The sequence below is a fragment of the Bifidobacterium sp. M0307 genome, from assembly GCF_016100445.1.
Classification (GTDB): Bacteria; Actinomycetota; Actinomycetes; order Actinomycetales; family Bifidobacteriaceae; genus Bombiscardovia; species Bombiscardovia coryneformis.
Genome location: NZ_JACFSL010000001.1, coordinates 681804 through 705982 on the forward strand (window position 1 = coordinate 681804; position 24179 = coordinate 705982).

The 24179-nt window shown below is 58.7% G+C and carries 18 protein-coding genes and 4 tRNA genes; 8 read left to right on the forward strand and 14 right to left on the reverse strand.

Annotation, left to right across the window (positions count from 1 at the left end; genetic code table 11):
• Positions 1–74: 74 nt before the first annotated feature.
• Complete coding sequence (locus H3V08_RS02705; protein ID WP_198181515.1) at positions 75–932, reverse strand: PAC2 family protein; 858 nt, start codon at positions 930–932, stop codon at positions 75–77.
• A gap of 147 nt (positions 933–1079) precedes the next feature.
• Here H3V08_RS02705 and H3V08_RS02710 point away from each other — a divergent pair.
• The 4 genes from H3V08_RS02710 (at position 1080) to H3V08_RS02725 (ending at position 1450) form a co-directional block, all read left to right on the forward strand.
• Positions 1080–1152: transfer RNA gene (locus H3V08_RS02710), tRNA-Gly, on the forward strand.
• Between the two features lie 28 nt (positions 1153–1180).
• Positions 1181–1251: transfer RNA gene (locus tag H3V08_RS02715), tRNA-Cys, on the forward strand.
• Positions 1252–1271: 20 nt separating this feature from the next.
• Positions 1272–1343, forward strand: a tRNA-Val gene (locus tag H3V08_RS02720).
• A 34-nt stretch (positions 1344–1377) separates the two neighbouring features.
• Positions 1378–1450 (forward strand) — tRNA-Val (locus H3V08_RS02725).
• A 632-nt stretch (positions 1451–2082) separates the two neighbouring features.
• Here H3V08_RS02725 and H3V08_RS07580 read toward each other — a convergent pair.
• Entirely contained in the window at positions 2083–2487 is a 405-nt protein-coding gene (locus H3V08_RS07580) for a helix-turn-helix domain-containing protein (protein WP_198181516.1), read from the reverse strand.
• Positions 2484–2735: a PAS domain-containing protein gene (locus H3V08_RS02735; RefSeq protein ID WP_198181517.1), complete on the reverse strand. Its 252-nt coding sequence runs from the start codon at positions 2733–2735 to the stop codon at positions 2484–2486. Before H3V08_RS02735 ends, H3V08_RS07580 begins: the two co-directional genes overlap by 4 nt.
• 308 nt (positions 2736–3043) lie before the next feature.
• On the opposite strand from H3V08_RS02735, the gene H3V08_RS02740 reads away from it, so the two are divergent.
• Entirely contained in the window at positions 3044–4546 is a 1503-nt protein-coding gene (locus H3V08_RS02740; RefSeq protein WP_332461774.1) for an MDR family MFS transporter, read from the forward strand.
• 499 nt (positions 4547–5045) lie between these two features.
• Here H3V08_RS02740 and H3V08_RS02745 read toward each other — a convergent pair whose 3' ends face one another.
• Positions 5046–5921 (reverse strand): undecaprenyl-diphosphate phosphatase, encoded by an 876-nt coding sequence (locus H3V08_RS02745; protein WP_033497017.1) that lies wholly within the window; start codon positions 5919–5921, stop codon positions 5046–5048.
• A 109-nt stretch (positions 5922–6030) separates the two neighbouring features.
• Between H3V08_RS02745 and H3V08_RS02750 the strand changes: the two genes are divergently transcribed.
• Positions 6031–6825 carry a fructosamine kinase family protein gene (locus H3V08_RS02750; RefSeq protein ID WP_198181518.1) on the forward strand — a complete coding sequence of 265 codons (795 nt, stop codon included), beginning with the start codon at positions 6031–6033 and terminating at the stop codon, positions 6823–6825.
• Between the two features lie 83 nt (positions 6826–6908).
• On the opposite strand, the gene dnaJ is transcribed toward H3V08_RS02750, so the two are convergent.
• Together dnaJ and hrcA are read right to left on the reverse strand one after the other, a co-directional pair.
• Complete coding sequence (gene dnaJ / locus H3V08_RS02755) at positions 6909–8042, reverse strand: molecular chaperone DnaJ (protein WP_033497016.1); 1134 nt, start codon at positions 8040–8042, stop codon at positions 6909–6911.
• 84 nt (positions 8043–8126) lie between these two features.
• Entirely contained in the window at positions 8127–9209 is a 1083-nt protein-coding gene (gene hrcA, locus H3V08_RS02760; RefSeq protein ID WP_198181519.1) for a heat-inducible transcriptional repressor HrcA, read from the reverse strand.
• 186 nt (positions 9210–9395) lie between these two features.
• Between hrcA and tkt the strand changes: the two genes are divergently transcribed.
• The gene (tkt, locus tag H3V08_RS02765) at positions 9396–11498 is read left to right on the forward strand and encodes a transketolase (protein WP_033490088.1); all 2103 of its coding nucleotides are present in this window, start codon (positions 9396–9398) and stop codon (positions 11496–11498) included.
• Between the two features lie 140 nt (positions 11499–11638).
• Positions 11639–12748 carry a transaldolase gene (tal, locus tag H3V08_RS02770; protein WP_033490090.1) on the forward strand — a complete coding sequence of 370 codons (1110 nt, stop codon included), beginning with the start codon at positions 11639–11641 and terminating at the stop codon, positions 12746–12748.
• 310 nt (positions 12749–13058) lie between these two features.
• Here the strand turns inward: tal and secG are convergent, their stop codons facing one another.
• The 8 genes from secG to uvrA form a co-directional block, all read right to left on the reverse strand.
• The gene (secG, locus tag H3V08_RS02775) at positions 13059–13307 is read right to left on the reverse strand and encodes a preprotein translocase subunit SecG (RefSeq protein ID WP_033490867.1); all 249 of its coding nucleotides are present in this window, start codon (positions 13305–13307) and stop codon (positions 13059–13061) included.
• A 60-nt stretch (positions 13308–13367) separates the two neighbouring features.
• The gene (gene tpiA, locus H3V08_RS02780; protein WP_198181520.1) at positions 13368–14150 is read right to left on the reverse strand and encodes a triose-phosphate isomerase; all 783 of its coding nucleotides are present in this window, start codon (positions 14148–14150) and stop codon (positions 13368–13370) included.
• Positions 14151–14256: 106 nt separating this feature from the next.
• The gene (locus tag H3V08_RS02785; RefSeq protein WP_033490094.1) at positions 14257–15453 is read right to left on the reverse strand and encodes a phosphoglycerate kinase; all 1197 of its coding nucleotides are present in this window, start codon (positions 15451–15453) and stop codon (positions 14257–14259) included.
• 114 nt (positions 15454–15567) lie between these two features.
• The gene (gene whiA, locus H3V08_RS02790) at positions 15568–16539 is read right to left on the reverse strand and encodes a DNA-binding protein WhiA (RefSeq protein WP_033490096.1); all 972 of its coding nucleotides are present in this window, start codon (positions 16537–16539) and stop codon (positions 15568–15570) included.
• Positions 16540–16676: 137 nt separating this feature from the next.
• Positions 16677–17597 (reverse strand): RNase adapter RapZ, encoded by a 921-nt coding sequence (gene rapZ, locus H3V08_RS02795; RefSeq protein WP_033490098.1) that lies wholly within the window; start codon positions 17595–17597, stop codon positions 16677–16679.
• The gene (locus H3V08_RS02800; RefSeq protein WP_198181521.1) at positions 17594–18580 is read right to left on the reverse strand and encodes a shikimate dehydrogenase family protein; all 987 of its coding nucleotides are present in this window, start codon (positions 18578–18580) and stop codon (positions 17594–17596) included. The genes rapZ and H3V08_RS02800 overlap by 4 nt, the downstream gene beginning before the upstream one ends.
• Before the next feature lie 56 nt (positions 18581–18636).
• Complete coding sequence (uvrC, locus tag H3V08_RS02805; protein WP_198181522.1) at positions 18637–21048, reverse strand: excinuclease ABC subunit UvrC; 2412 nt, start codon at positions 21046–21048, stop codon at positions 18637–18639.
• 30 nt (positions 21049–21078) lie between these two features.
• The gene (gene uvrA / locus H3V08_RS02810; RefSeq protein WP_198182098.1) at positions 21079–24039 is read right to left on the reverse strand and encodes an excinuclease ABC subunit UvrA; all 2961 of its coding nucleotides are present in this window, start codon (positions 24037–24039) and stop codon (positions 21079–21081) included.
• Between the last annotated feature and the right edge of the window lie 140 nt (positions 24040–24179).

Genomic DNA, 24179 nt, shown 5'->3' on the forward strand with positions numbered 1-24179 from the left:
GCAGGCTGGACATGGTTATCGAGCACAGATTATGCCGTCAGTCAGACAAGCCGAAAGATGAGCCGGTTCCTGTCCTAGCCATTGGAATTCCCACCCTGGCCCTTGTCCCCCATCGATCTCAGGAAGTCCTCCGCTTCCTTGACCAGTTCATGGGCTGTCGGTTCGTCAACCTGCATGTTCATCCGGTCGGCCGATTGCTTGTCGGCTTCCATCTCCAGGCGATGTACATAACCAGCCAGGTCGTCGTTGCAGTGCAGGAGGACTGCGGCCTGGGCTTTCCACTCCTCGGCCTTACGGGGCAGATGCCCCCGCTCCAGACCGACACCCAACATCGAAGAGAGACGTTCCAACAGTTGCAGAGTGGCCTGGGCGCATTCATCGCTTCCCAGGTACTGCGGTACTGAGACCCATACGGATTCGGTTGTGTATCCGTCCTGGGCTGCCAGGGAGTCGAGGACGGTCGGAATGCCGATGGGGCCGGAATGACCATCCGTGTCCATGGTGGCCTGGTCTCCTGCCAGGTCGTCTATGGGCAGTGGTCTGGTGTGAGGACAATCGGCAAACATGGAACCCAGGGTGATGATGGAGTCCACTTCGTAGTCTTCGGCCATGTGGATACTCTGACGGCAGAAGTCAGTCCAGCGGTAGTTCGGCTCGGGCCCCATCTCCAAAAGCAGGGTGAGACTGGCATTGATCCGCACCCGATAGAACTTGGTTGCGGGCCAGACAATACGCCTCCGACCCTGTACATGGCAGAGCATGGGGCGTGATATCTGATAGTCGTAAAACCCCTCGCCATGGATGTTGCCGACCTCATGCGAGTCGTAGGCCTCAAGGAGGTGACGAATCACATTGGTCGAGGCTGAGCAGGCATCATTCCATCCGTCAAAAGCCGATACCATGACGCAGTGCTGCTTGGCTTCTTCACTCATATCTTTCAGATTACCGGTGTACAGGCATCCAAGGGCGGGGTATGCCATCAGCGGAGGGGCGGCGACACGCTCTTGTTGCCACAATCCGTAATCGCGGATATAGTAGTTTCTCGTGCTCAGGCAGTCATGTGAGTGATTGTTTGAAGTGCGGGCATAGCTTAGTTGGTAAAGCGCGACCTTGCCAAGGTCGAGACCGCGGGTCCGAGTCCCGTTGCCCGCTCGAGGTTTCCGAGCAGTTTAACCAATACGGTGGGTTAGCCAAGCGGTTAGGCAGCGGCCTGCAAAGCCGTATAGACGAGTTCGACTCTCGTACCCACCTCTCTCGAAAGAGAATGACCCGGGCGGTTGGCGCAGAGGTAGCGCACTTCCCTGACACGGAAGGGGTCACTGGTTCGAATCCAGTATCGCCCACGAGGATCGCGGTTATGCGATCGTTCAGGATTCCGGGCGATTGGCGCAGCGGCTAGCGCACTTCGTTCACACCGAAGGGGTCGCAGGTTCGATTCCTGCATCGCCCACCCTCAATCCACTGCTCATCATCTGCACTCCCCTTTTCAGTCGCTCCTTGTTTACTGCCGCTGGTCCGCATGCATGTTGTCGACATCCTGTTTGGTGCGTGGCAATGACTGAACATAGACATGTCAGTAAACCGGATGCGGTGAGAGCGCGAGCAGAATAATGATTTATCTGGATGGGGAGTGTCAACTCCAGGTCGGACATTTCGTAAGCGATCAGTTGGTAATTCTGACAAAACAAAGGCGTTAAGCGAAATGTTGAGCTTGTGGTCAACCTGATTGTGTGATAAATTACTATTAATTGAGAACTGACCATCAGGTTGTTCATTGAACATCTGGTTTGAGAGGTGGAACCATGTATGAGGTGTTGAGTCCTAATAGGCGGACTCATACAACCCAGACAATGGTACTTGCCAGATTGAGACAGCAGCTAGCCGGAATCCTCAACCCGAGGATATTCTCGTGATGCTTTTGGGCTTTTGTGATTCGCTCCGGTGGGTCACACTCCGGTCTTTACGGAGATTCTGAAAGACCGACTTTTAATTCCCCTCCGACAGCGTGAAGAAATATACCCCCCTCTCCCCTGTCGGAGGTTTCTTTTACTTTTTGGGGGAAAGGGTGGCGACGGATTGCACCTATTTGAGTGACTGCAGGTACCTGTAGAGCGTCGGTACAGAAACTTTGAGTTCGGGCGCCACGACACCCACTGCCCCCTTGATCAGGAATATACCCCGGTCCTTGAGGTCTTTGATGATGGCCAGGCGTTCGATCCTGCTCAGCTTATCGATAGGTATATGAACCTGCTTGATCACCTCACGGGTGACCCTACGGATGTTCTCTTCGGGGTTTTCTTCCAGCTCCTGACTGGGTATACCCGAGGTGACCATACCGTTGACCGAATCGGTTTCACTGATGGTCTGAAGGAGATGGGCGGCCCGTTGAAGCTCGGTGATGTTGATATTGATGCAAAGCGCACCAATGACTTCCTCTTCCTTGTCTCGGATGAAGAATGAGGAAACCCTGAACTGGTGATCGTTCAAATCGCGACCCGGTAGTCGGAAATGAAGTCAATGCCACTGTCCTTGGCTTTTCGCGCCAACTCCAGTGTTTCCTTGGTCATCGAGTCGCCCTTCTTGCGACCCGACAGATGACCGTTGCGTATGAACACGATGGAGGCATGTGGTCTGTCCAGATCGTGTACAGCAATTTCGGCCATTGGTCCGAAGGCATCGGACAGGAACTCAGCCAGTGGGAAAACCTCTTCGAGATTGGTGACTGTGAAGTGCATTGCTGGTCCTCAACATCCTAACAGGGCAGATTCCTCTACCGGTTGATGTCGTAGGAAGCGGACGTATCCATCCGTATCAGCTTCCTGTTCTGTTATGTTTCCGAATCCTTCGTCTTCCCGCCCCCGGACCCGGCCCGGCCCGTAAGCCGGCATAGCGCACCATAAAGGTGTTGAAGCAAATCTAATATTATCCCATCCGAATTGCATTTTGTTCTTTGACCGGTCCGCGCGGCCTGTCGAGTGTTGCTCGGGTGGGTTGTAGGATATGTGGGTTCAGTGTGATACGGATTTTAAAGGAAGCAGTAGCAGTGTCGAATACAGCGCGAGCCACAGGCAGAAGAACGAATGTGGCCTTGGTTACCCTGGCGGCCTTTGTAGCCACGTTCATGACGGCCATCGAGGGAACCATAGTGTCGACGGCAATGCCGACGATTGTCTCTGATCTTCATGGCCTGTCCGTCATGAACTGGGTCTATTCCATCTATCTCCTGATGACCGCCGTGACCACGCCCATATATGGGAAGCTCTCCGACCAGTACGGACGTAAACCCCTTCTGACCATTGGCCTCCTGGTCTTTGTTGTCGGTTCCGCCCTCTGCGCCCTAGCGCAGTCCATGCCGCAGCTGATTGCCTGCAGGTTCGTTCAGGGCCTGGGAGCCGGAGCCATACAACCCCTGACATTCACTGTCCTGGCCGATATCTATCCCCTGGCGAAACGAGCCAAGGTCATAGGGCTGAACTCCTCATCCTGGGGTATTGCCTCCATCATCGCCCCACTCCTGGGAGGGTTCATCGTAGAGCAGCTCAGCTGGCATTGGGTCTTCGCCATCAACGTCCCCATCGGGCTGATTGTTGTTCTGCTGGTTCAGGTATTCCTCCATGAGGAAGGCGACAGGCATACCTCGGCCGCGGACTATAAGGGTATCTCCCTCCTGGTGCTGGCCTTGGTCACGCTGATGCTTGGATTGCAGAACCTGGCTGAAGTCCGCTACCTGTGGGTAAGTCTCGTGCTGTTCCTGATCTGCGCTCTTACCGTGGTGGCTCTGGTCAGGGTGGAAACCCGACAGACCGATCCGATATTGCCCCTGAACCTCTTTTCGAATCGATCATTCGTGATCCAGAACGTGGTGATACTTCTGATCTCTGGCTTCCTGATGGGGTTCGAAACATACCTGCCCATCTGGATGCAGTCCGTCCTCGGCCTCAATCCGTCCATGGGTGGATTCGCCGTGACCCCCTCCTCCATTGTCTGGCTTGTCGGCTCCTTTGTGGCTGGACGGCTGATTATCAAGCATCCGCCCCATAAAGTGACCGGGCTGGCCCTTATCTTCCTCCTGGTGGCCTGCACCATCTATGTCTTCCTCCCCCAGCACACACCGTTCGCCGTGTTTCTTGCCATCTCCTGCCTATATGGGTTTGGGTTCGGCACTGCAGTCACTGTTTCCACGGTGACGTCTCAGAGTGTGGTGCCTTTCGACCAGGTCGGAGCTGCAACCAGCTTCAACACTCTGGCGCGATCGCTTGGGCAGACTCTGATGATTTCAATCTTCGGCATCGTTCTCAACGTGGTCACGGCCCACGGTGTGGCAGCACAACCGGGTCTGACCAACGACATGATGAATCGGATGATCAATCCGCAGACCGCCGGTCAGGTCCCAATGGAATACCTGGAACCAGCCCGCGAAATCGTCTATCAGGGACTCCACTGCATCTTCCTGGTAGGTCTGGTACTGCTGGTTATCGCCTTCATCATCAATCTCTGTGATCGGCGCAGCGGTATGCTCCTCTCCGACTACAACCAGAATCGGTGACACCCGTACGTTTGAGACGTAACATTGGCTCTTCGCGCGACTCTCAGAATTGCGGTAATATTTGAACAGCCCTGCGTCTCAGCTCAGGGTGAAAAGGAGGGGCGACCTGTATTGGGGATGTTGGGTGGCCGCCCCTCGCGATCGGAGACGTTGCAGAAGTCCCGATCCTTACTCGTGTGAAGAGTCAAATGTGGTTCGGCGCAGCGATGGTGATTGCTGTTGAATCTCTGCTACCATCTCTGTCTTACTTCTCTTATACCACTGCCCGGAACGATTGCTTGGATTTGGATGGATGAAGAGTTGCATCGGTGTGAAGATGACAGGTAATACCGGTACCTCAGACCAGATGAAGACGCTTAGAGAGAATCGCCGTCTTCTTGCAAAGATGCCAAAGCAGTCGCTTGAGGAAGATTGCCATCCGGTTCCCGCGTATGGCGGTAAATATGGTTTTGTGAGCCCCCCCTGACGGGCGGGCTCACAAAACCCGGAACTATCCTGATCAGGCTGCGGCTACGCCGCCGACAGCAGGAAGGACGTTGAAGATCAGGAGCAGTGCAACCACTATGGCGAGGCATACCCGGTAGATGACAAAGCCTCGATAAGAGAACCTTGAGACGATTTTCAGGAAGGCGATGATGACCAGATAGCCGACCACGAAGCTGACCACCGTAGCGCAGATGGTAGCACCCCAACCGGGGAAAGCGGCGTCGGCATTGATGTCCTTAACCGATTTGTAGGTCTCCAGGATGCCAGCTCCGAATACCGCTGGGATGGCCATCAGGAAGCTGACTCGGGTGGCGGCCTCCCGGGTGTAGCCGAGCGCCCTGCCGAAGGTGATGGTGCCTCCGGAGCGTGATACGCCGGGGATCAGTGCCAGCATCTGCCCCACACCGAAGAGGATGGCATCCTTGGCGTTCATCTGCTTGATTTCCTTGACCTCACGGCCATGGCGATCGTAGTAGTCGAGAAGAAGACCGAAGACGATGAGCACCACTACGGTAATCCACAGGTTACGCAGCTTGGTCTCTATCAGCTTCTGGAAAATGAGGCCTGCAAGGACGATGGGGATGGTGCCGATGATGATGTACCAACCCATGGCGGCATCGTGGTCCTTGGAGCCCAGACGTTCGCGCCAGGATGTCCCATCCTTGCCCAGGAGGCAGCGGAACCAGTGAGTCAGGATTCTCGCTATGTCATGACGGAAGTAGAGGAGGACCGCCAGCTCGGTGCCGAACTGGATGATTGCAGTGAAGGCAGCACCTGGATCCTGCCCCAGCAATCCTCCGAGGATACGGATATGAGCACTCGATGAGACGGGGAAGTACTCCGTAAGCGCCTGCACCAGACCAAAAAGGATGGATTCGAAGAAGTTCATGATTCGACAGCTTAGCCCCCCTCCTAGGATGTACGGCGTGGGAGCGCTGCATGTCGCGCAGAATGCCCACAATGGAATCATCGGACTGTTCCTCAAGGAGGGTATGGCGATGGTCAGAACATATAGGAAAACACGAGGCGGGGCTCCTGCCGGATTCTTCGAATGCGAAGGGCTGGGACTCCGCTGGCTGGGCCAAGCACAGTCGGTTGGTGGACCACGCGTGGTCGACGTATATGACTGGGGCGGGGACTTCCTGGACATCGAAGAGGTGGAATCGACCTCGCCAAACGGGGGCGCGGCCTACCGTTTCGGGGCACAGCTGGCGCGGATGCATGATGCCGGTGCTGATCACTTTGGCTCGGCGCCGGATGGATATACCGGCACCTGCTATTTCGGACCACTCCAGGACCCCCTACCCATGGATACCGGCGACTGGGACGACCCAATGACCTACTGGGGTCAGGGGCGATTGGAGCCTATGGTCAGGATGGCCATCGACAGGCGGGCTCTGAACCGCAATGATATGGATGTAACCCAGGAGATTATCCAGGCCCTTCCGGATCTTCTGGGAGCCGCTGCGGACGACAAGCCTGCCAGGGTTCATGGGGACCTGTGGAGCGGCAACGTGATGTGGACCAAGGAGGAAGGGCAGACCGAGGCCGTCCTGATAGACCCAGCAGCACATGGGGGGCACCGTGAAGAGGACCTGGCGATGCTCCACCTCTTCGGCATTCCCTATCTGAGCCAGATACTTGATGGATACCAATCGGTTCATCCGCTTGCCAAGGGGTACGAGAACCGGGTTACCCTTTGGCAGCTCTATGCCATTGCAGGACACTGCGCCTTCTTCGGTGGCGGCTATGTCAGTGAGTATCGGTCCATGTGCCGGTCTCTTCTGGGTTGAGCGAGTCCGATCCACTCGCAGATCGGCCCGGAGTCAGCAGGTTATCGTGCTGACTCCGGACCGATTGCCTCGCTCGGGTTTTGCTAGTTGAAGATGTCCTTGAGCTTATCGAAGATCCCCTTCTTTGCTCCTGCCGCGGTCGGCTTGGATTTCTGGGGGATCTCCCTGGCGTCGGAGTCGTGGCTCTTGGCGAAGTCCTCTATCAGATCCCGCTCCTTGTCATCAAGCTTGGTCGGAATCTGCACCAGGACGTGAACGACGATGTCGCCTCGTTCCTCCTTGTTGCCCAGCTTGGAGACACCAAGGCCTTTCAGCGTTACCTCGTCATCGGGTTGGCTCCCGGCCGGCACTTGAATCTGACGCGGCCCGTCGAAGGTATCCAGATCGACGGCATGACCCAGCACGGCCCAGGTCATGGGTATGGAAATCCAGCAGTGCAGGTCCTGGCCGCTGCGTGTATACCGCTTGTCGGGCTTGATGCTGATGTCGATGTAGAGGTCACCGGCGGCACCTCCACCCTCTCCTACCTCGCCCTGTGAGTTCAGGCGGAGTCGAGATCCGTCGGCCACACCGGCAGGGATATTGATGCCCACATCCCTCTTGATTCTCGACCTGCCGTGCCCCAGGCACTGTGGGCAAGGGTTTTCGATGATTGTGCCGTGCCCCTCGCATCGTTCGCAAGGTGCCTGGCTCATCATCTGACCGAGGAGGGTCCGTACCACTTTCTGGGCGTATCCCCTCCCCTGGCAGACCGGGCAGGTAACGGGAGAAGTCCCCTTCTGGGCGCCGGAACCGCCACACTCCTGGCATAGGCCGAAGGTGTGGAGCTGGGTGTGGACGGTACCTCCGAAGATGGCGGTTTTCAGGTCTATATCGACCCCGGCAAGCACATCGCGTCCGGGTTGTGTACGAGGAATGGGGCCTTGTGCGTCAGCTCCGAATCCACCTCCGAAGAACTGACTGAACACATCGCCCATATCGAAGCCACCCGCCGCGGATGCCTGGGGGTCATTGGGGTCAACACCCTGGTCGTACATGCGACGCTTCTGAGGGTCCGAGAGTACCTCGTAAGCGCTGTTGACCTCCTTGAACTTGTCCTCGTATTCAGTTCCGGCGATGTCCGGATGGTATTTGCGGCTCATCTTTCGATAGGCCTTTTTGATCTCATCTTCGCTCGCCGTGCGATCGACGCCCAAAACCTCGTAGTAATCTGCCACCGGTATTCCTTCTGTGCTGCTGTTCTGGCTTATTTTTCCATAGACCTGGGTCAGGTTGGTCCGACTGAGTGTGCTGGTCCCTGTTTACTGGTCATCTGTCCCGGCCAGGAAACTGGTCAGGTAGGACGCCACGGCTCGCACTGCACTCATGGTAACCGCATAGTCCATATGGGTGGGGCCTATCGATCCCACAAAGGCTATCGGCTCATCGGTCAGGCCATCGCCTTTCTTGCCCGACAGTGGCTGTTGGGCATGGCCGTAACCCGAGGTGACCACGGATGCATGGACCAGTTCCGGGGTCTGGGTTTCAGTACCGATGGCCACACTGACCCCGTTGTTCTCACGGGAGAGCTCGCTTTGCGCCTTCATAAGGCGCATCAGGACCACCTGCTCCTCAAGGGCGTCAAGGAGGGGGGCGAGGTCGCCTATGGAAACGACCTGACTGTGTGTCAGCTGTGAAGTGCCAGCCATATAGAGTCCGCTCGTCTGCTCCTTGGTCGCCATCTCCTCGAAGACGCCAGCCAGTATCCGCAGCATGGACTTGGTGTCGGCTTCTGGGCTGGAATCGGCCAAGATCTGGCACCGTTCCGCTGCTTGGGTCAGTGACAGATCGTGGCATTGCTGGTTGATCATGTCGGACAATCCTGACAGGGTATCGGACCCAGGCTGGTGGGAGCCATGAAGGGTGCGCTGCACCACCCTCCCCGTATCGGTGATGACAACCACCAGCACGGACCCCCTGTCCAGTTTGATCAGCTCGGCCCTCCTCAGGTTCGAATGGGCCAAGGAGGGTGAGGCGACCACGGCTATCTGCCCCGTGATTTGCGCCAGGAGACGGGCGGCATGCTGGAGGGTGTCCTCCAGGCTGACCGACCCTGACAGGAAGATGTCGATGCCCCGACGCTGGGCGGCCGACAGGGGAACGACCGTGGCCAGACGGTCGACAAAGTAGCGGTAGCCTTTTTGCGTGGGAATACGGCCCGCAGAGGTGTGGGGCTGAATGAGATAGCCTTCATCCTCCAAGGCCGCCATGTCATTTCTGACCGTTGCTGAACTGACTCCTAGATGGTGGTTTCTGGTCAGCGACCCCGAACCGACAGGCTCCTGGGAGCGGATATAGTCCTCTACGACAGCGCGCAGGACCAGCATGCGTCTGGTAGTGGCCAAAGGTGCTCCTTCCGTCATGTCTCCAGTATTAGCACTCTGATACTGAGAGTGCCAAAAAGATGGTACGAAGAGCCGAATTGTGTCGGCTCGCACATATATCATTGGAGTGCAATGTGAAGGTAATCGAACATTTTCGACATAAGTCGAACATGAAGACCTCTCAATTGGAAGGAAAGTAGACACCATATGTCCAATTTCAAATGGTCTGAACTCGACGAGCGGGCGGTCAAGATGGCCAAGGTCCTCTCGGCCGATGCCGTTGAGAAGGCCGGCAGCGGCCACCCCGGCTCCCCCATCTCCTTGGCGCCCATCGCCTACACCCTCTATCAGCACTTCCTGAAGCATGACCCGAACGATCCCGACTGGGCCGGTCGCGACCGGTTCATCCTGTCGGGCGGTCATGCCTCACTGACCCAGTATGTGCAGCTGTACTTCTCCGGTTACGGCCTCACCCTGGATGACCTGAAGCGTTTCCGTACTGCTGGTACCCGCACGCCCGGTCACCCCGAGTATGGTCTGACCCCCGGCATCGAAATGACCACCGGTCCTCTGGGCCAGGGTCTGGCATCGGCTGTGGGCTTCGCCTATGGGCAGCGTTACGAGCGTGGCATGCTGGATCCGGATGCCCCCGCAGGGCAGTCCCCCTTCGACCACAACATCTGGGTCATTTGCGGCGAAGGCGATGTGGAAGAGGGCATCTCGTCCGAGGCCAGCTCTCTCGCGGGCGACCAGCAGTTGGGCAACCTGACCGTCATCTTCGATGCCAACCACATACAGATCGAGGGCGACACCAAGATCGCGCTGAGTGAGGACATTCTCAAGCGGTACGAGGCCTACGGTTGGTACACCGATGAGTTCAGCTTCATCCAGCCTGACGGGTCCTACAAGGAGGACACCGAGGGCCTGGCCGCCGTGCTTGAAAAGGCACAGCAGGTTACCGACAGGCCGAAGTTCATCAAGGTCGATACCCTGATGGCCTGGCCGACCCCTGGTAAGACCAACGATCCTTCCGCCCATGGTTCCGCCCTGGGTGCCGAGGCTGTCGCCGGCCTGAAGCAGACCCTGGGTTACGATCCCGAGCAGTCCTTCCAGATTGATGAAGAGGCCTTGGCTCATGCACGCGAGGTCGCTCAGCGCGGTCTTGCAGCGCACAGCGAGTGGGATGAGCGTTACCAGGCCTGGCGCAAGGCCAACCCCGACAAGGCTGCGCTCTACGACAGGATTCACGCCGGCAAGCTGCCCGAGGGCTTCGACAAGGCGATCGACGACCTGGAGGCAGGCTTCGAGCCCGGTTCCAAGGTCGCCACCCGCAAGGCATCCGGTGCCGTGATCAATGCTCTGGCACCCATCATGCCCGAACTCTGGGGTGGTTCCGCAGATCTGGGTGGTTCCAACAACACCGACATCAAGGGTGCTGTCTCCTTCGCTCCCGAAGCCTACAAGACCACCCAGTGGCCTGAGACCAGCAAGTATGGCCGCCAGCTCCACTTCGGTGTGCGTGAGTTCGCCATGGGAGCCATCACCAACGGTATCCTGCTGGGTTCTGACACCAGGCCCTTCAACGGAACCTTCTTCCAGTTCAGCGACTATGAACGTCCCTCGGTGCGCCTGGCCGCTCTGATGGACATCCCCAACCTCTACATCTGGACCCATGATTCCGTGGCCCTTGGCGAGGATGGTCCCACCCATCAGCCCATTGAGCACCTGGCCGCCATGCGTGGTATCCCCCAGATGGAGGTTGTGCGACCGGCCGATCAGTGCGAGACCGCCGAGGCTTATCGTGCCTTCTTCGAGAAGGACAACAGCCATCCTGCGGCCTTGATTCTGACCCGTCAGGGTGTTCCCACCCTGGAGGAGACCAAGGCCAAGGCCCGTGAGGGTGTCCGCAAGGGAGCCTATGTCCTGGTTGATACCGACGGCCAGCCCGATGTGCTGCTGATGGCCACCGGTTCCGAGGTTCAGCATGCCGTCGCCGCGGCCAAGACCCTGGGTGATCAGGGCGTCAAGGCCCGTGTCATCTCGGTTCCCTCCATGGAGTGGTTCGAGGAGCAGGACGACGACTACAAGGAGGAGATCCTCCCCGCGTCCGTCAAGGCTCGCGTTTCGGTCGAGGCCGGTCTGGCCATGCCCTGGTACAAGTACCTCGGCTCCTACGGCAAGCCCGTTTCCATCGAGCAGTTCGGGCTGCAGGGTGGCGGCGACGAGAACATGCGTGATCTCGGTATCACCGCGGATCATGTGGTTGAAGCCGCCAAGGCCTCCATCGAGGAAGTCCGCAAGGCCTTCTGATTCTCCGGGGGATGAACAGAGGTTCTCGTCCCCCTCCCCCGGCCGGTGCGACAGTTCGTCGCCCGGCCGGAATACCGGCCACAATCGTGGCAGAAAATGCAGTTTGTGTTCCCAACAGGAACCCAAGAAGGAGTTACAAGATGGCAGAAAATGCAAACACGCAGCGCACCAGCGATTCAGGTGTCTCGATCTGGCTGGACGACCTGAGCCGTACCCGCATCGAGTCGGGCAACCTGCAGCAGCTTATTGCAGAGCGCAACGTCGTGGGTGTGACCACCAACCCCTCGATTTTCCAGAAGGCCCTGAGCCAGGTTGGTCCCTATGACGAGCAGCTCAAGCAGCTGGGTCGCATCGATGTCGAGGACGCTGTCCGCGAGCTGACCACGACCGATGTGCGTAACGCCACGGACATCTTCCGCGAAGTCGCCGAGAAGACCGATTACGTGGATGGACGTGTCTCCATCGAGGTGGACCCCCGTCTGGCCCACAACACCGAAGAGACCGAGAAGCAGGCCGAGCAGCTGTGGGCCAAGGTCGATCGTCCCAACGCCATGATCAAGATTCCTGCAACCCTCGAAGGACTGCCGGCAATCACCGCTACCCTGGCCAAGGGAATTTCCGTCAACGTCACCCTGATATTCTCCCTTGAGCGGTATCAGCAGGTCATCGATGCCTTCATCGAGGGCATGGTCCAGGCCGACAAGAACGGACATGACCTGAAGCACATGGGCTCCGTTGCCTCCTTCTTCGTCTCCCGTGTCGATAGCGCCGTGGATAAGCTCCTGGAAGCCAACGGCTCGGATGAGGCCAAGTCCCTGGAAGGTAAGGCCGCTGTGGCCAATGCCCGCCTGGCCTACGAGCTCTTCGAGCAGGCCTTCGACAAGGATCCCCGTTGGGCCGACCTGGAGGCCAAGGGCGCACGCCGTCAGCGTCCGCTCTTCGCTTCGACCGGCACCAAGAACCCCGCCTACTCCGACTGCAAGTATGTGGATGAGCTGGTTGCTCCTCAGATTGTCAACACCATGCCCGAAAAGACCCTTGAGGCCCTTGCCGCCCATGGTGATGGTTCGCCCTCCATCGAGGGAACCTATGAGGAGAGCCACCAGATCATGCAGAAGCTGGCCGACCTGGGCATCAGCATCAAGGACGTGACCGACAAGCTGGAGGCCGATGGTGTGGCTTCCTTCATTGCTTCCTGGGATTCAGTCCTCTCCGACGTCCAGAAGGGCATCGACCGCGTCAACGGCTGAGAGCCTGATCGTGAGAATCGCAGTTGTCGGTCACTGACTGACAGCTGTTGATGAGCAGGGTGCCCCGTCCGGTATCAGACCGGACGGGGCACCCTGTTTTGTATGACTCTATTAAGAGCAGAAGACCATGTTTACTCAAGCAGGAAAAGGGATCGGAATAGACCGATAACAAAAACAAGAGTCCCTGTAGTGGTCGGCATCGACTCGATGATTCTCTTGGGAATGCCTGCCTCCACGCTCCTGCAAGGGTCTTCACCTGATACGGAAAAGCCCCGGCGGGATGCGCCGGGGCTTTTCGATGATGGGTTTCTCAGGCGATCTTGTACTTGGCCATCAGACTCAGGGCGACAATAATGGCGACCCAAATCAGGGCGACGATGATGGTCAACCTGTTCAGGTTCTTCTCGGCAACACCTGAGGTGCCGGCGTTGGCGCTGATGCCACCGCCGAACATGTCGGACAGGCCGCCGCCCTTGCCCTTATGCATCAGAATCAGCAGGGTCAACAGGATACTGGCGATAACAACGATGACTTCCAGGACAATCTTGACAATGGCCACGACAACCTCCAATGAACGTGAATACTGGTTATTGTACAGATACCCGGGGAAGATTCCCATTCAGCCTTTTGCCGCCAGGCGGACGATACGTGCAAACTCCTGGACGTCCAGGGAGGCACCTCCCACCAGGAAGCCATCGACATCGTGCTCTTGAATCATCTGCGAGGCGTTCTTTGAAGTGACTGATCCACCATAGAGTATTTTCACGGCCTCACCGGACTTCTTGCCGAACTGTCTGCCGATATGGGCACGAATGGCCTGGGCGGCTTCCTGAGCCGTCTCAGGAGTGGCCACCATGCCGGTTCCGATGGCCCAGACGGGTTCGTAGGCAACAATCAGGTTCTCCATGTCCTCCTGAGAGAGGTCACGGGTCACGTCATTGACCTGGCTCACGGCGAACTCGAGTTCTATGCCCTGGCGTCGTTCCTCATAGCTCTCGCCGACGCAAAGGATGGGTTTCATGCCGGCTGCCAGGACCGCTCGTACCTGATCGACAATGTTGGCATCATCTTCGGGATGGTACTTGCGGCGTTCCGAATGACCGACGATGACGTACTCGCACCCAAGTTGGGCCAGCATGTCAGCGGAGACATCGCCGGTGAAGGCTCCCTGAGAAGTGACGGACACGGACTGGGCTCCGTAACTGATGGGAAGATTGTCGGCCTCCACAAGGACTTGGACTGAGCGCAGGGCTGTAAAAGCAGGCAGAAGGGCCACTTGGCAGCGCTTGTGGTCAAAATGGGCATCTCTCAGGAGCCAGGCCAACTTCTGAACGAAGTAGGTGGCTTCGAGGTGGTCGAAGTTCATCTTCCAATTGCCGGCCACCAAAGGAGTGCGTGCCATACCAGATCTTTCCAACCTAATGATGAGAAACGGGACTCGGGAACGAAACGCCAATGCCGGACCACCGGATGCAAGACCCGGTGGTCCGGCATTGGATGAACGGACTTTACTCCAGCACCTTCAGGCCAGGCAGTTCCTTGCCCTCGAGGAACTCGAGGGAGGCACCACCGCCGGTGGAGATATGCGAGAAGCCATCGTCGGGGAAGCCCAGGTTACGGACCGCCGAAGCGGAGTCGCCTCCACCAACGATCGTGAATGCTCCCGCCTTGGTGGCATCCACCAGGCCCTGGGCCACGGCACGGGTGCCTTCGGCGAAGGCCGGGAACTCAAAGACTCCCATGGGTCCGTTCCAGACAACGGTCTTCGAGTCGACGATCTTGTCATGGAAGAGCTTCTGGGAATCAGGGCCGATATCCAGGCCCATCCTGCCGGCGGGCATGGCGTCTGCGGCAACCACTTCGTGGGGCGAATCGGCCTTGAACTCGTCAGCCACCACGATATCGGTGGGCAGAACCAGTTCGACACCCTTCTCCTGGGCAGTCTGGATGTACCCCTTGACGGTATCGACCTGATCATCCTCAAGCAGGGAGGAACCGACCTCGTAGCCCTTGGCCTTAAGGAAGGTGAAGACCATGCCGCCGCCGATGACCAGACGGTCGGCCTTGCTGAGCAGGTTCTCGATGACCCCAAGCTTGTCGGAGACCTTGGATCCGCCCAGGACCACGGTGAAGGGGCGTTCGGGGTTCTCCGTCGCCTTGGAGAGCGCCTTGACTTCCTTCTCGACCAGGAGTCCTGCAGCAGAGGGCAGGAACTTGGCCACGGAGTAGTTGGAACCCTGGGCACGGTGGACAACGCCGAACCCATCGGAAACGAAAGCGTCACCCAGCTTGGCGATCTTCTCGGCGTAGGCATCGCGCTCCGCCTCGTCCTTGCTGGTCTCTTCGGGGTTGAAGCGGACGTTCTGCAGAAGGACTACGTCACCATCCTGCATGGCGTCAACCTTGGCTTCGGCATCGGGACCATAGGTGTCATCGGCCAAGGGGACGGAGACACCCAGGAGCTCACCCAGTCGGTCGGCGACCGGCGCCAGGCTGAGTTCGGGAACGACCTTACCCTTCGGACGGCCCAGGTGGGCCATCAGGATGACCTTGGCGCCCTGGCCGCGGAGTTCCTTGATGGTGGGCAGAGCGGCCTTGATGCGGCCGTCGTCCTTGATGGTTGTGCCGTCAAGCGGCACATTGAAGTCTGCACGCACCAAGACGCGCTTGCCCTTGAGATCACCGAGGCTCTTCAGTGTTTTCATGCCATTCCTTTCCTAGCTGCAGACATGACGAAACCGCCGGTCTGCGCAACCTCGGGCTATGAAACCCGCGTTGTAGTCCATGGTACTAAGGCAAGCCGACGGTTGGAACAGTAATCAGTCTTTCTGGTCCTGGGTGGTGTTGAGACCCTCGGCCTGTTGCTTCTCCACCTTGGCGGCCAACTGAAGAAGACGACGAATGCGGCCTGCGATGGCGTCCTTGGTAACGGGCGGATCGGCCAGACGGCCCAGCTCCTCCAGGGATGCATCACGGTGGTCAAGGCGCAGCTGACCGGCTGCTCTGAGGTTTTCGGGGATGTCCTCACCCAGAATCTGGAAGGCCTTGGTCACCTTGGCGCTGGCCTCGACGGCGGCCTTGGCTGAACGGCGCATGTTGGCATCATCGAAATTGGCCAGGCGGTTGGCCTTGCCGCGGGACTCACCGTCGCTGCGCTTACCTGTCCACTCCCTGGAGGACTTGGGGGCACCCATGAGGTTGAGCATCCGCTCGATCACGTCCGGATCACGCAGGGTCACGCGTTCCGAGCTGCGGACCTGACGGGCTTTGGCGTTGATTCCGAGACGGCGGGCTGCACCGACCAGAGCCAAGGCGGCCTCCGACCCCGGGCAGACGATTTCCAGGTACGACGCCTTGCCGGGGTCGGAGAGCTCGCCATGAGCCAGGAAGGCACCACGCCAGGCGGCCTTTACCTGGGCGATGTTGCCTGAGACGATGTCGGCAGGGAGACCACGGACCGGATGCTTGCGCCGGTCCAGCAGCCCTGTCTGGAGGGCCAAGGCCCCACCGGCACGGAGTACTCGGACCGAATACCTGATTACATTGCCGGCAGGCGTCTGACGATTGACCTGGATCAGGTCCGAGTCATGCCCGTAGACGTCCTTGATGGTGTTCTGCAACCACTGCGCTGCAGGAAGGGAATCGAACTGGGCTTCGACCACAATATGACGCTGGATGATGTGAAGACCTCCGCCAAAGCGAATCATCGCGGCGGATTGGGCTTTTTTGGCTGCGGGGAGTTCGTTGTCAATAGCGGCCAGCTCGCTTTTGACATCATCAAGTAGGGCCAAGAGCCGTCCTCCTAGGAAAAACCGATGTTGAATGCTGTGGTCCGTGCGACTCGCCGGTCGAACGAACTACCGGATTACTGTGATATCGAATAAGTTGGACAAATTCCGCCCTTGGCTATCAGTCCCAAATCGGGGCCTCAGTGGGGTTTATGCGGGAGTTCCCGAGCGGATACGGTGACGTCCATCCCCTTGATTCTCAGGCGCCTTGCCAATTCATCGGCCATGGCCACTGAACGGTGCTGACCACCCGTGCAGCCGAAGGCGATGGTGACATAGTGCTTGTCCTCCCGGGCATACCCGTCGACGGCCGTCAGAATTGCCTGCGTGTAGGCTTCGATGAACTCTTCTGCACCCTTGCTGGCGAGGACGTATTCGCGCACCGGCTCATCGTGCCCGTTGAGTTCGCGCAAATCCGGAACCCAGAAGGGATTGGGAAGGAAGCGGAGGTCGGCGACGAAATCAGCATCAATGGGAATCCCGTATTTGAACCCGAAACTCATGATGTGGATTCCGACTGTTGTGGGTCCGGAGCCGAGCATGAGTTCGTAGAGACGGGTCGAGAGATCGTGGACGCTCAAAGCCGAGGTATCAATCACCATATCGGCCCGCTCCTTGAGGTTGTCCAGGAGTTTGCGCTCCTCATGGATGCCGTCGATCAGGCGGCCGGAACCTTGGAGAGGATGGGGACGCCGGACGGATTCGAAGCGCTTGACCAAGACCTGGTCGGATGCATCCAGGAAGAGTATCCGGCACTTGACGCCGAGGTCGTCAAGATGCCCCAGAACGGCCGAGAGGTCGTCGAAGTATGACCGGGACCTTACATCGACCACCGCTGCCAGACGATGCAGGGTACTGCCCGAGGAGGTCATCATGTCGACCAGGGGGACCAGAAGACGGGGCGGCATGTTGTCGACGACGTACCAGTCCATGTCTTCCATGCAGTCAGCGGCCCGGGAACGCCCAGCTCCTGACATACCCGTGATGAGCATCACCTCGAAGCCTTGGAAAGGCGGGATGGTCTCGGCCTTGGGTGTGGGCGAGGTCGCGTCGGTGCTCATTGCATCTCCTCCTTCAGCGCTCTGTCCATAGCCTTGACGGGGATGGATTCAAGGGGTTGTCCAGTCATCTGTGCCACCTGCCTGACCGCCTGGTACAGCAGCATCCTGTCGCCACTGATCGCCCTGCCCCCTGTCCGATTCTTCCAGGCCTGGGTGAGCCTGGAGGGACGAGGCTCATAGGCTACGTCGAGAAGAAGGTGGGGTGCCTTTGAAAGACCTGCTGATTGCGGGGAATGACGGTTTGAACGGCTGTCCAATAGGTCAGCCAGGGGATCCGCCGCATGGGCGGGAAGGGCCGAGACCACCAGATCGGCCTGGCAGAGCAGGTCCGAAACACAGTCACTGTCATCCATGCCATGCGCCGCACCAACCGAGATGTTCAATTCCTTGGCCAATTCAATCAGTCTCCCGGTGGCATCAGGACGACGGGCCACAAGATCGATGTGGCCAGCGCCCAGGAAGCCCAGGGCGCAGAGTGCTGATTCGGCCGTGTTTCCGTTGCCCAAGATCAGCGCTCGCAGCTGTTTGCCTGGCTGAGGGAGCATCGTTCCTGTGCTTACCGACTTGATGATGTCGATGGACTGGTCCGGATCCTTCAGGAAACCCTCGGCCTCCTTGAAGGCGCACACAATCCCCTCGACATCGGTATTGGTCAGGCTGACGGCCGGTCCGCTGCCTTTCCGATTTGCCTGACTCCAAGAAAGAACAGCTGTATTGGAGACCCCGAGAACACCGGACCAATGGTCCGTGGCAGTTCCCATCTGATTGATGGCCTTCTTCAGTGGCATGGTCAGGCTCAGACCTGCCCAGGTAGGGTCGAGTGACTCCCAAAAGGTAGGGAGGCTTCCATGGCCGACACGGATACGATCGTATCGCCAACCTTCCAGGCCCAGTGCCTTATAGGCCGCCCTATGAAGGACGGGTGAGAGGGAGTGGTCGATGGGATCGCCCAACACTGCACAGCGTCTCACGGTCTGATCCATCCCCGCTCCTTATCTGGTTCGCTTGATCGGTGCCATCGCTTCCACCTTGAGCCAGTCTACCCGGTGATGGTTTCCTGGCCTTGCTTGGAGTCCGCTTCCGGAGCAGGTCGCCCCTCCCCCTGGTGAAGGGCCTTATAGATCGATTCGGCCTTGGCCTGGCCTATGCCTTTGACGCCTTCCAGCTCCTGAAGACTTGCCTCCTTCATCTTCTTGACGGAGCCGAAATGGTTGAGCAGTCGCTTCTGGTACGCCTTTCCGATGCCTGGGATATCATCCAGCGCGGAGCGCAAAGCACCCTTTCGCCTGGCCTGACGGTGATAGGTGATGGCGAATCGATGGGATTCGTCACGCACCCGTTGAAGAAGGTACATTCCCTCAGACTGACGTTTGAGGATGATCGGGTAGTCGTCATCCGGCACCCAAACCTCTTCAAGACGCTTGGCCAGACCGCAAAGAGCCACATCGTCGACACCGCAATCATGCAGGGCCTTTGCCGCCGCCAAAACCTGAGGTTTGCCTCCATCAACGACAATCAGGTTGGGCTTGTAGGCAAAGTGATGCGCCGAGGCGTTCTGCTGGACGATGGCCTCCTCGGTTCCCGTGTCGCTGCCCAAATCATCCTTCCTGTCGACTCCCTCCCCCTTCAGATTCGCCTGGTTGACTTTCCGCTCGGCTTCCATGCTTTCCCCACTGTCGCCGGCGATGTTCCCATGGCGGAATCGGCGGGTAAGTGTCTCGTAGACGGCGCTCACATCATCCACGGCCCCCTTCCCGTCCTTTCCCCGAATGGCGAAGCGGCGATACTCGGATTTCTTGGGGATGCCATCCTCGAAAACAACCATCGAGGCCACCTGAAATTGGCCTCCAACCGTGTTGGAGATGTCGTAGCACTCGATCCGCAGGGGCGCCTTATCCAGGCCCAGGGCCCTGGCAACGTCGTTCATGGCTTCCGTGCGGGTGCCGATGTCGCTCATACGGCTCATCTTGCTACGTTGGAGGGCCTGGTGGGCATTGGCATTGGCCCGGTCCATCAGAGACTTCTTCTCGCCCCTGCTGGCCACTCGTATCCTGACCGAGGACCCACGAAGTCCCCGCAACCACTCTTCAAGGGATTCTGTGCGGGAAGGCTGGATGGGGACCACAACCTCCGGAGGAATAGGTGAGATGGGAGCAAGGAGGTCGGCCCTCCCGGTCTGTTCCTGATAGGTATTCCTTTTCTTCGTGGCGCGGGCCCTATCCTCGGCATCCAAGGCGGTAACCCGCTGGGTCGATCCCATGGCATCCCTGGCCTGACTGATGGAAACGCCTGAATCTTCATCGGCGGGTGTCTCCAAGGCCATCTCATTGTGGGGCGCGGTCCTGGATAGCTCGCTGCTGGTCTCGTTCATCAGGTCCGAATAGACCTGGACGATAAGGTCGCCAATCAGGTCCTCGTCGGAGACATCCTCAACCCGTTCCACGCTCCAGTTACGCTCACCTCGAATGGCTCCCGCCCGAACGAAGAAGGCATGGACCGAAGCTTCGAGTTCATCCGATTCGACGCCGAAGACGTCAACATCCACATTGGAGCCGAAGGCCACTGCGTTCTGCTCAATGACCGTATCCAGCATGGCTATCTGGTCCCGCAGGCGTGCGGCCTTCTCGAAGTCAAGGTCATCGCTGGCCGCCTTCATCTGCCGCGTTAGGTTTGCGCGATAGGGCTTACCCAGGCGACCTGTAATCACCCCGGTCAGTTCGGCGCAGAGTTTGCGATGCTCCTTTGGGCTGATCCTGCCCACGCATGGGGCCGAGCACTTGCCGATCGATGCCAGAAGGCAGGGACGACCACTGAGTTGAGCCTTGCGAAAGACGCCGGACGTGCAGGTGCGGACCGGGTAGGTCTTGAGGAGGCCATCAAGTGTATGACGGATGTCCCAGACCTTGGCGTACGGGCCGAAATATCTGGTGTCACGCCGTTTTCTGACGCGGGTCATCCAGACTCGGGGGATCTCCTCGCCGACCGATACGGCCAAATAGGGGTATGTCTTGTCGTCACGGAAAACGACGTTGAATCTGGGGTCGAATTCCTTGATCCAGGTGTATTCGAGCGTCAGGGATTCCAATTCGGTGGCCACCACGGTCCATTCCAGACTTCTGGCCGTCAGAACCATGGATTGTGTGCGGGGATGGAGATTGGCGAGTGGCTGGAAGTAGTTGGTCAACCGGTTGCGCAGGTTCTTGGCCTTGCCAACGTAGATGACTCTGCCTTCCTCATCCCTCCACTTGTAGACGCCGGGCTGGGTGGGTATGTCGGAGGTCTTCGGGCGGAAACCGTCACGTGTATCACCGAGGAGGGGGGCGCCGTTCTTGTTCAATCCCGAGGGCGCCTCCTCCCCTGCGGAGGAACCGGTACGCGATTCGGCTTCGAGCGCACGGGCGGTCTGTCGCCAGACCTGCTGGGTGTGGCGTTCAAAGCAGCTACGCGTCATGGTTACCTCCCTTTCTGCTTGGCTTGGATTCTACTTGGTTGATTCCTGTTTGGCCTTCCCGGCTCTCTTGGATGTCTTGGAGGTTTGAGCGACCTTGCCGGCATCCAGCATGGGCTTGAGATACCGCCCGGTCCAGCTGTCCGGGTTGGCCGCCACCTCCTCCGGAGTCCCCTGCGCAACGACCGTACCTCCCCCGTCGCCGCCTTCAGGCCCGAGATCGATGATCCAGTCAGCCGTTTTGATCACATCAAGGTTGTGCTCGATGACGATGACCGAGTTGCCCTTATCCACCAGTCCTTGCAGAACCCGGAGCAGCTTGCGTACGTCTTCGAAGTGAAGACCCGTCGTGGGCTCATCCAGGATGTAGACCGTTTTCCCGTCGGACCGCTTCTGGAGCTCGGTGGCAAGCTTGACCCTCTGGGATTCACCACCGGAAAGGGTAGGTGCGGGCTGTCCAAGACGGATGTACCCAAGCCCCACCTCGACCAGGGTATTCAGGTAACGCGCGATGGAGGTGTAGGGCTGGAAGAACCGGGCCGCCTCCTCGATGGGCATATCAAGCACATCCGAGACGTTCTTCCCGTTGTAGGTCACCTCCAGCGTCTCCCGGTTATACCGCTTTCCATGGCAGGTCTCGCACTGAACGTAGACATCCGGAAGGAAGTTCATCTCTATCTTGATGGTCCCGTCTCCGTGGCATGTCTCGCAACGACCACCCTTGACATTGAAGGAGAACCGGCCGGGCCCGTAGCCACGCACCTTGGCTTCCGGTGTTTGGGCGAAGAGCTGTCGTATCTTGTCCCAGACTCCGGTGTACGTGGCCGGGTTTGAGCGCGGGGTTCGGCCTATAGGGTTCTGGTCCACATGGATGACCTTGCGCAGCTGATCCACACCCTCCACCCTGGTGTGCTTGCCCGGGACTATGCGGGCGTTGTTGAGCTTGTCGGCCAGGACCGGGTAGAGGATTGAATTGACCAGGGTGGACTTGCCCGAACCTGATACTCCTGTGACTGCGGTCATGACGCTCAGGGGGAAGGACACCTTCAGGTTCTTCAGGTTGTTCTCACGGGCACCGACCACAGTCAGCTGCTTCGTCTTGTGAATCTTGCGACGTGCCTTGGGCACCTCTATGCATCTGCGACCGGCAATGTAGTCGCCGGTGACCGACCTGGTGGCCTTGGTCAGGTCCCCGGATCGGCCCGAGAAGATGACTTCACCCCCATGCTCGCCGGCGCCTGGACCGATATCGACCAGCCAGTCGGCCTGACGGATCGTGTCCTCATCATGTTCAACCACAATCAGGGTGTTGCCCAGGTCCCGCAAACGCTGAAGCGTGCTGATGAGTCGGTCGTTGTCGCGCTGGTGGAGGCCGATCGACGGCTCGTCCAGGACGTACATGACCCCGACCAGGCCGGAGCCGATCTGAGTAGCCAGACGGATACGCTGGGCCTCACCTCCGGACAGGGTGGCGGCAGCACGCGACATGGTCAGGTAGTTCAGACCCACGTCGCTCAGGAAGCGCAACCGCGCTTTGATTTCCTTGAGGACTTCCCCGGCGATCTTGGCCAAGGCACCCTCCAGGTGCAGTCCGTTGACCCAGGCCAGGCTCTTTGCGATGGGCATGTCACACACTTCGGCGATTGAGAGCCCATCGACGGTCACAGCGAGGACTTCCGGCTTGAGACGCTTCCCATGGCAAACCTGGCAGGGCACCTCACGCATGTATGACTCGTAGAACTGTTTCATCGCTTCCGATTCCGTTTCATCATGACGACGCATGAGTGTACGGACTACACCCTCGAAACCGGTGGAGTACTCGCGCAGGCGGCCCCAGCGGTTCCTGTAGGAGACGTTGACCTTGAAATCGTGCCCGTACATGACCGCATGACGAACCTCCTCGGAAAGGTCCTTCCACGGTGTCTTCATGGAGAAGCCCATCTCCTTGGCAAGGGCTTCCAGGAGGTGCCCGTAGAACTGCTGCTGGGTCTTGGTCCCGTTCCAGGGCTCGATCGCCCCATCCTTGAGGCTCTTGTCGGGATCCGGTACGACCAGCTCCGGGTCGATCTCCAGACTGAACCCCAGACCTGTACAGGTCGGGCAGGCACCATAGGGGGCGTTGAAGGAGAAGGTGCGGGGTTCGATCTCGTCCAGTTCCAGTTCGTGTCCGTTGGGGCAGGAACGCTTCTCGGAGAAAGGTTGGCGTCGGCCAGGGTCCTTCTCGTCAAGATCTACGAAGTCGACAACGATGGTTCCCTTGGCAAGGCGGAGGGCCGTTTCCACGGAGTCGGTCAGACGCTGCCGGGCTGCAGGCTTGATGACCAGGCGGTCAACCACCACCTCTATGGTGTGCTTCTTCTGTTTGGGCAGTTTGATCTTCTCGGAAAGTTGGCGCATCTCCCCGTCGATGATTGCCCGGGAGTACCCATCCGAGCGCAGAAGCTCCAGGGTCTCGACGAATTCGCCCTTGCGGCCCTTGGCAATGGGAGCCAGAATCTGGAAGCGCGTTCCTTCCGGTTTGCCCAGGAGGGTGTCAACAATCTGTTGCGGGGATTGCGCCCGGACCTCCTCGCCGCAGACCGGGCAGTGCGGAATGCCGGTACGGGCGAAGAGGAGCCGCAGGTAGTCATAGATTTCGGTGATGGTTCCCACCGTGGAGCGGGGATTGCGATTGGTGGTCTTCTGGTCGATGGAAACCGCTGGGCTTAGTCCCTCGATGAAGTCAACGTCGGGCTTGTCCATCTGCCCCAGGAACTGGCGGGCGTATGAGGACAGGGACTCCACGTACCTGCGCTGCCCCTCGGCGAAGAGGGTGTCGAAGGCCAGGGAGGATTTGCCCGATCCTGACAGGCCGGTGAAAACCACCATCCTGTTCCGCGGTACGGTCAGGTTGACGTTTTTGAGGTTGTGCGCGCGAGCGCCTTGAATGACGATCTTGCGGTCATTGGGAACCTGGGAGAGATCCGCCACCAATGATCCGTTGGATTCGATCATCTTCGGCTGTTCGATTGCCGGTTCGACCGCTGTTCTTGCCTGCTGTTTCTGATTCACTTGATCCCGTCCGCTTCCCTAGCTGGCTGATACCGTAAGTGTGCTCATGATACCGCCGGGAGAGGATTGTTCGAACAAGTGTT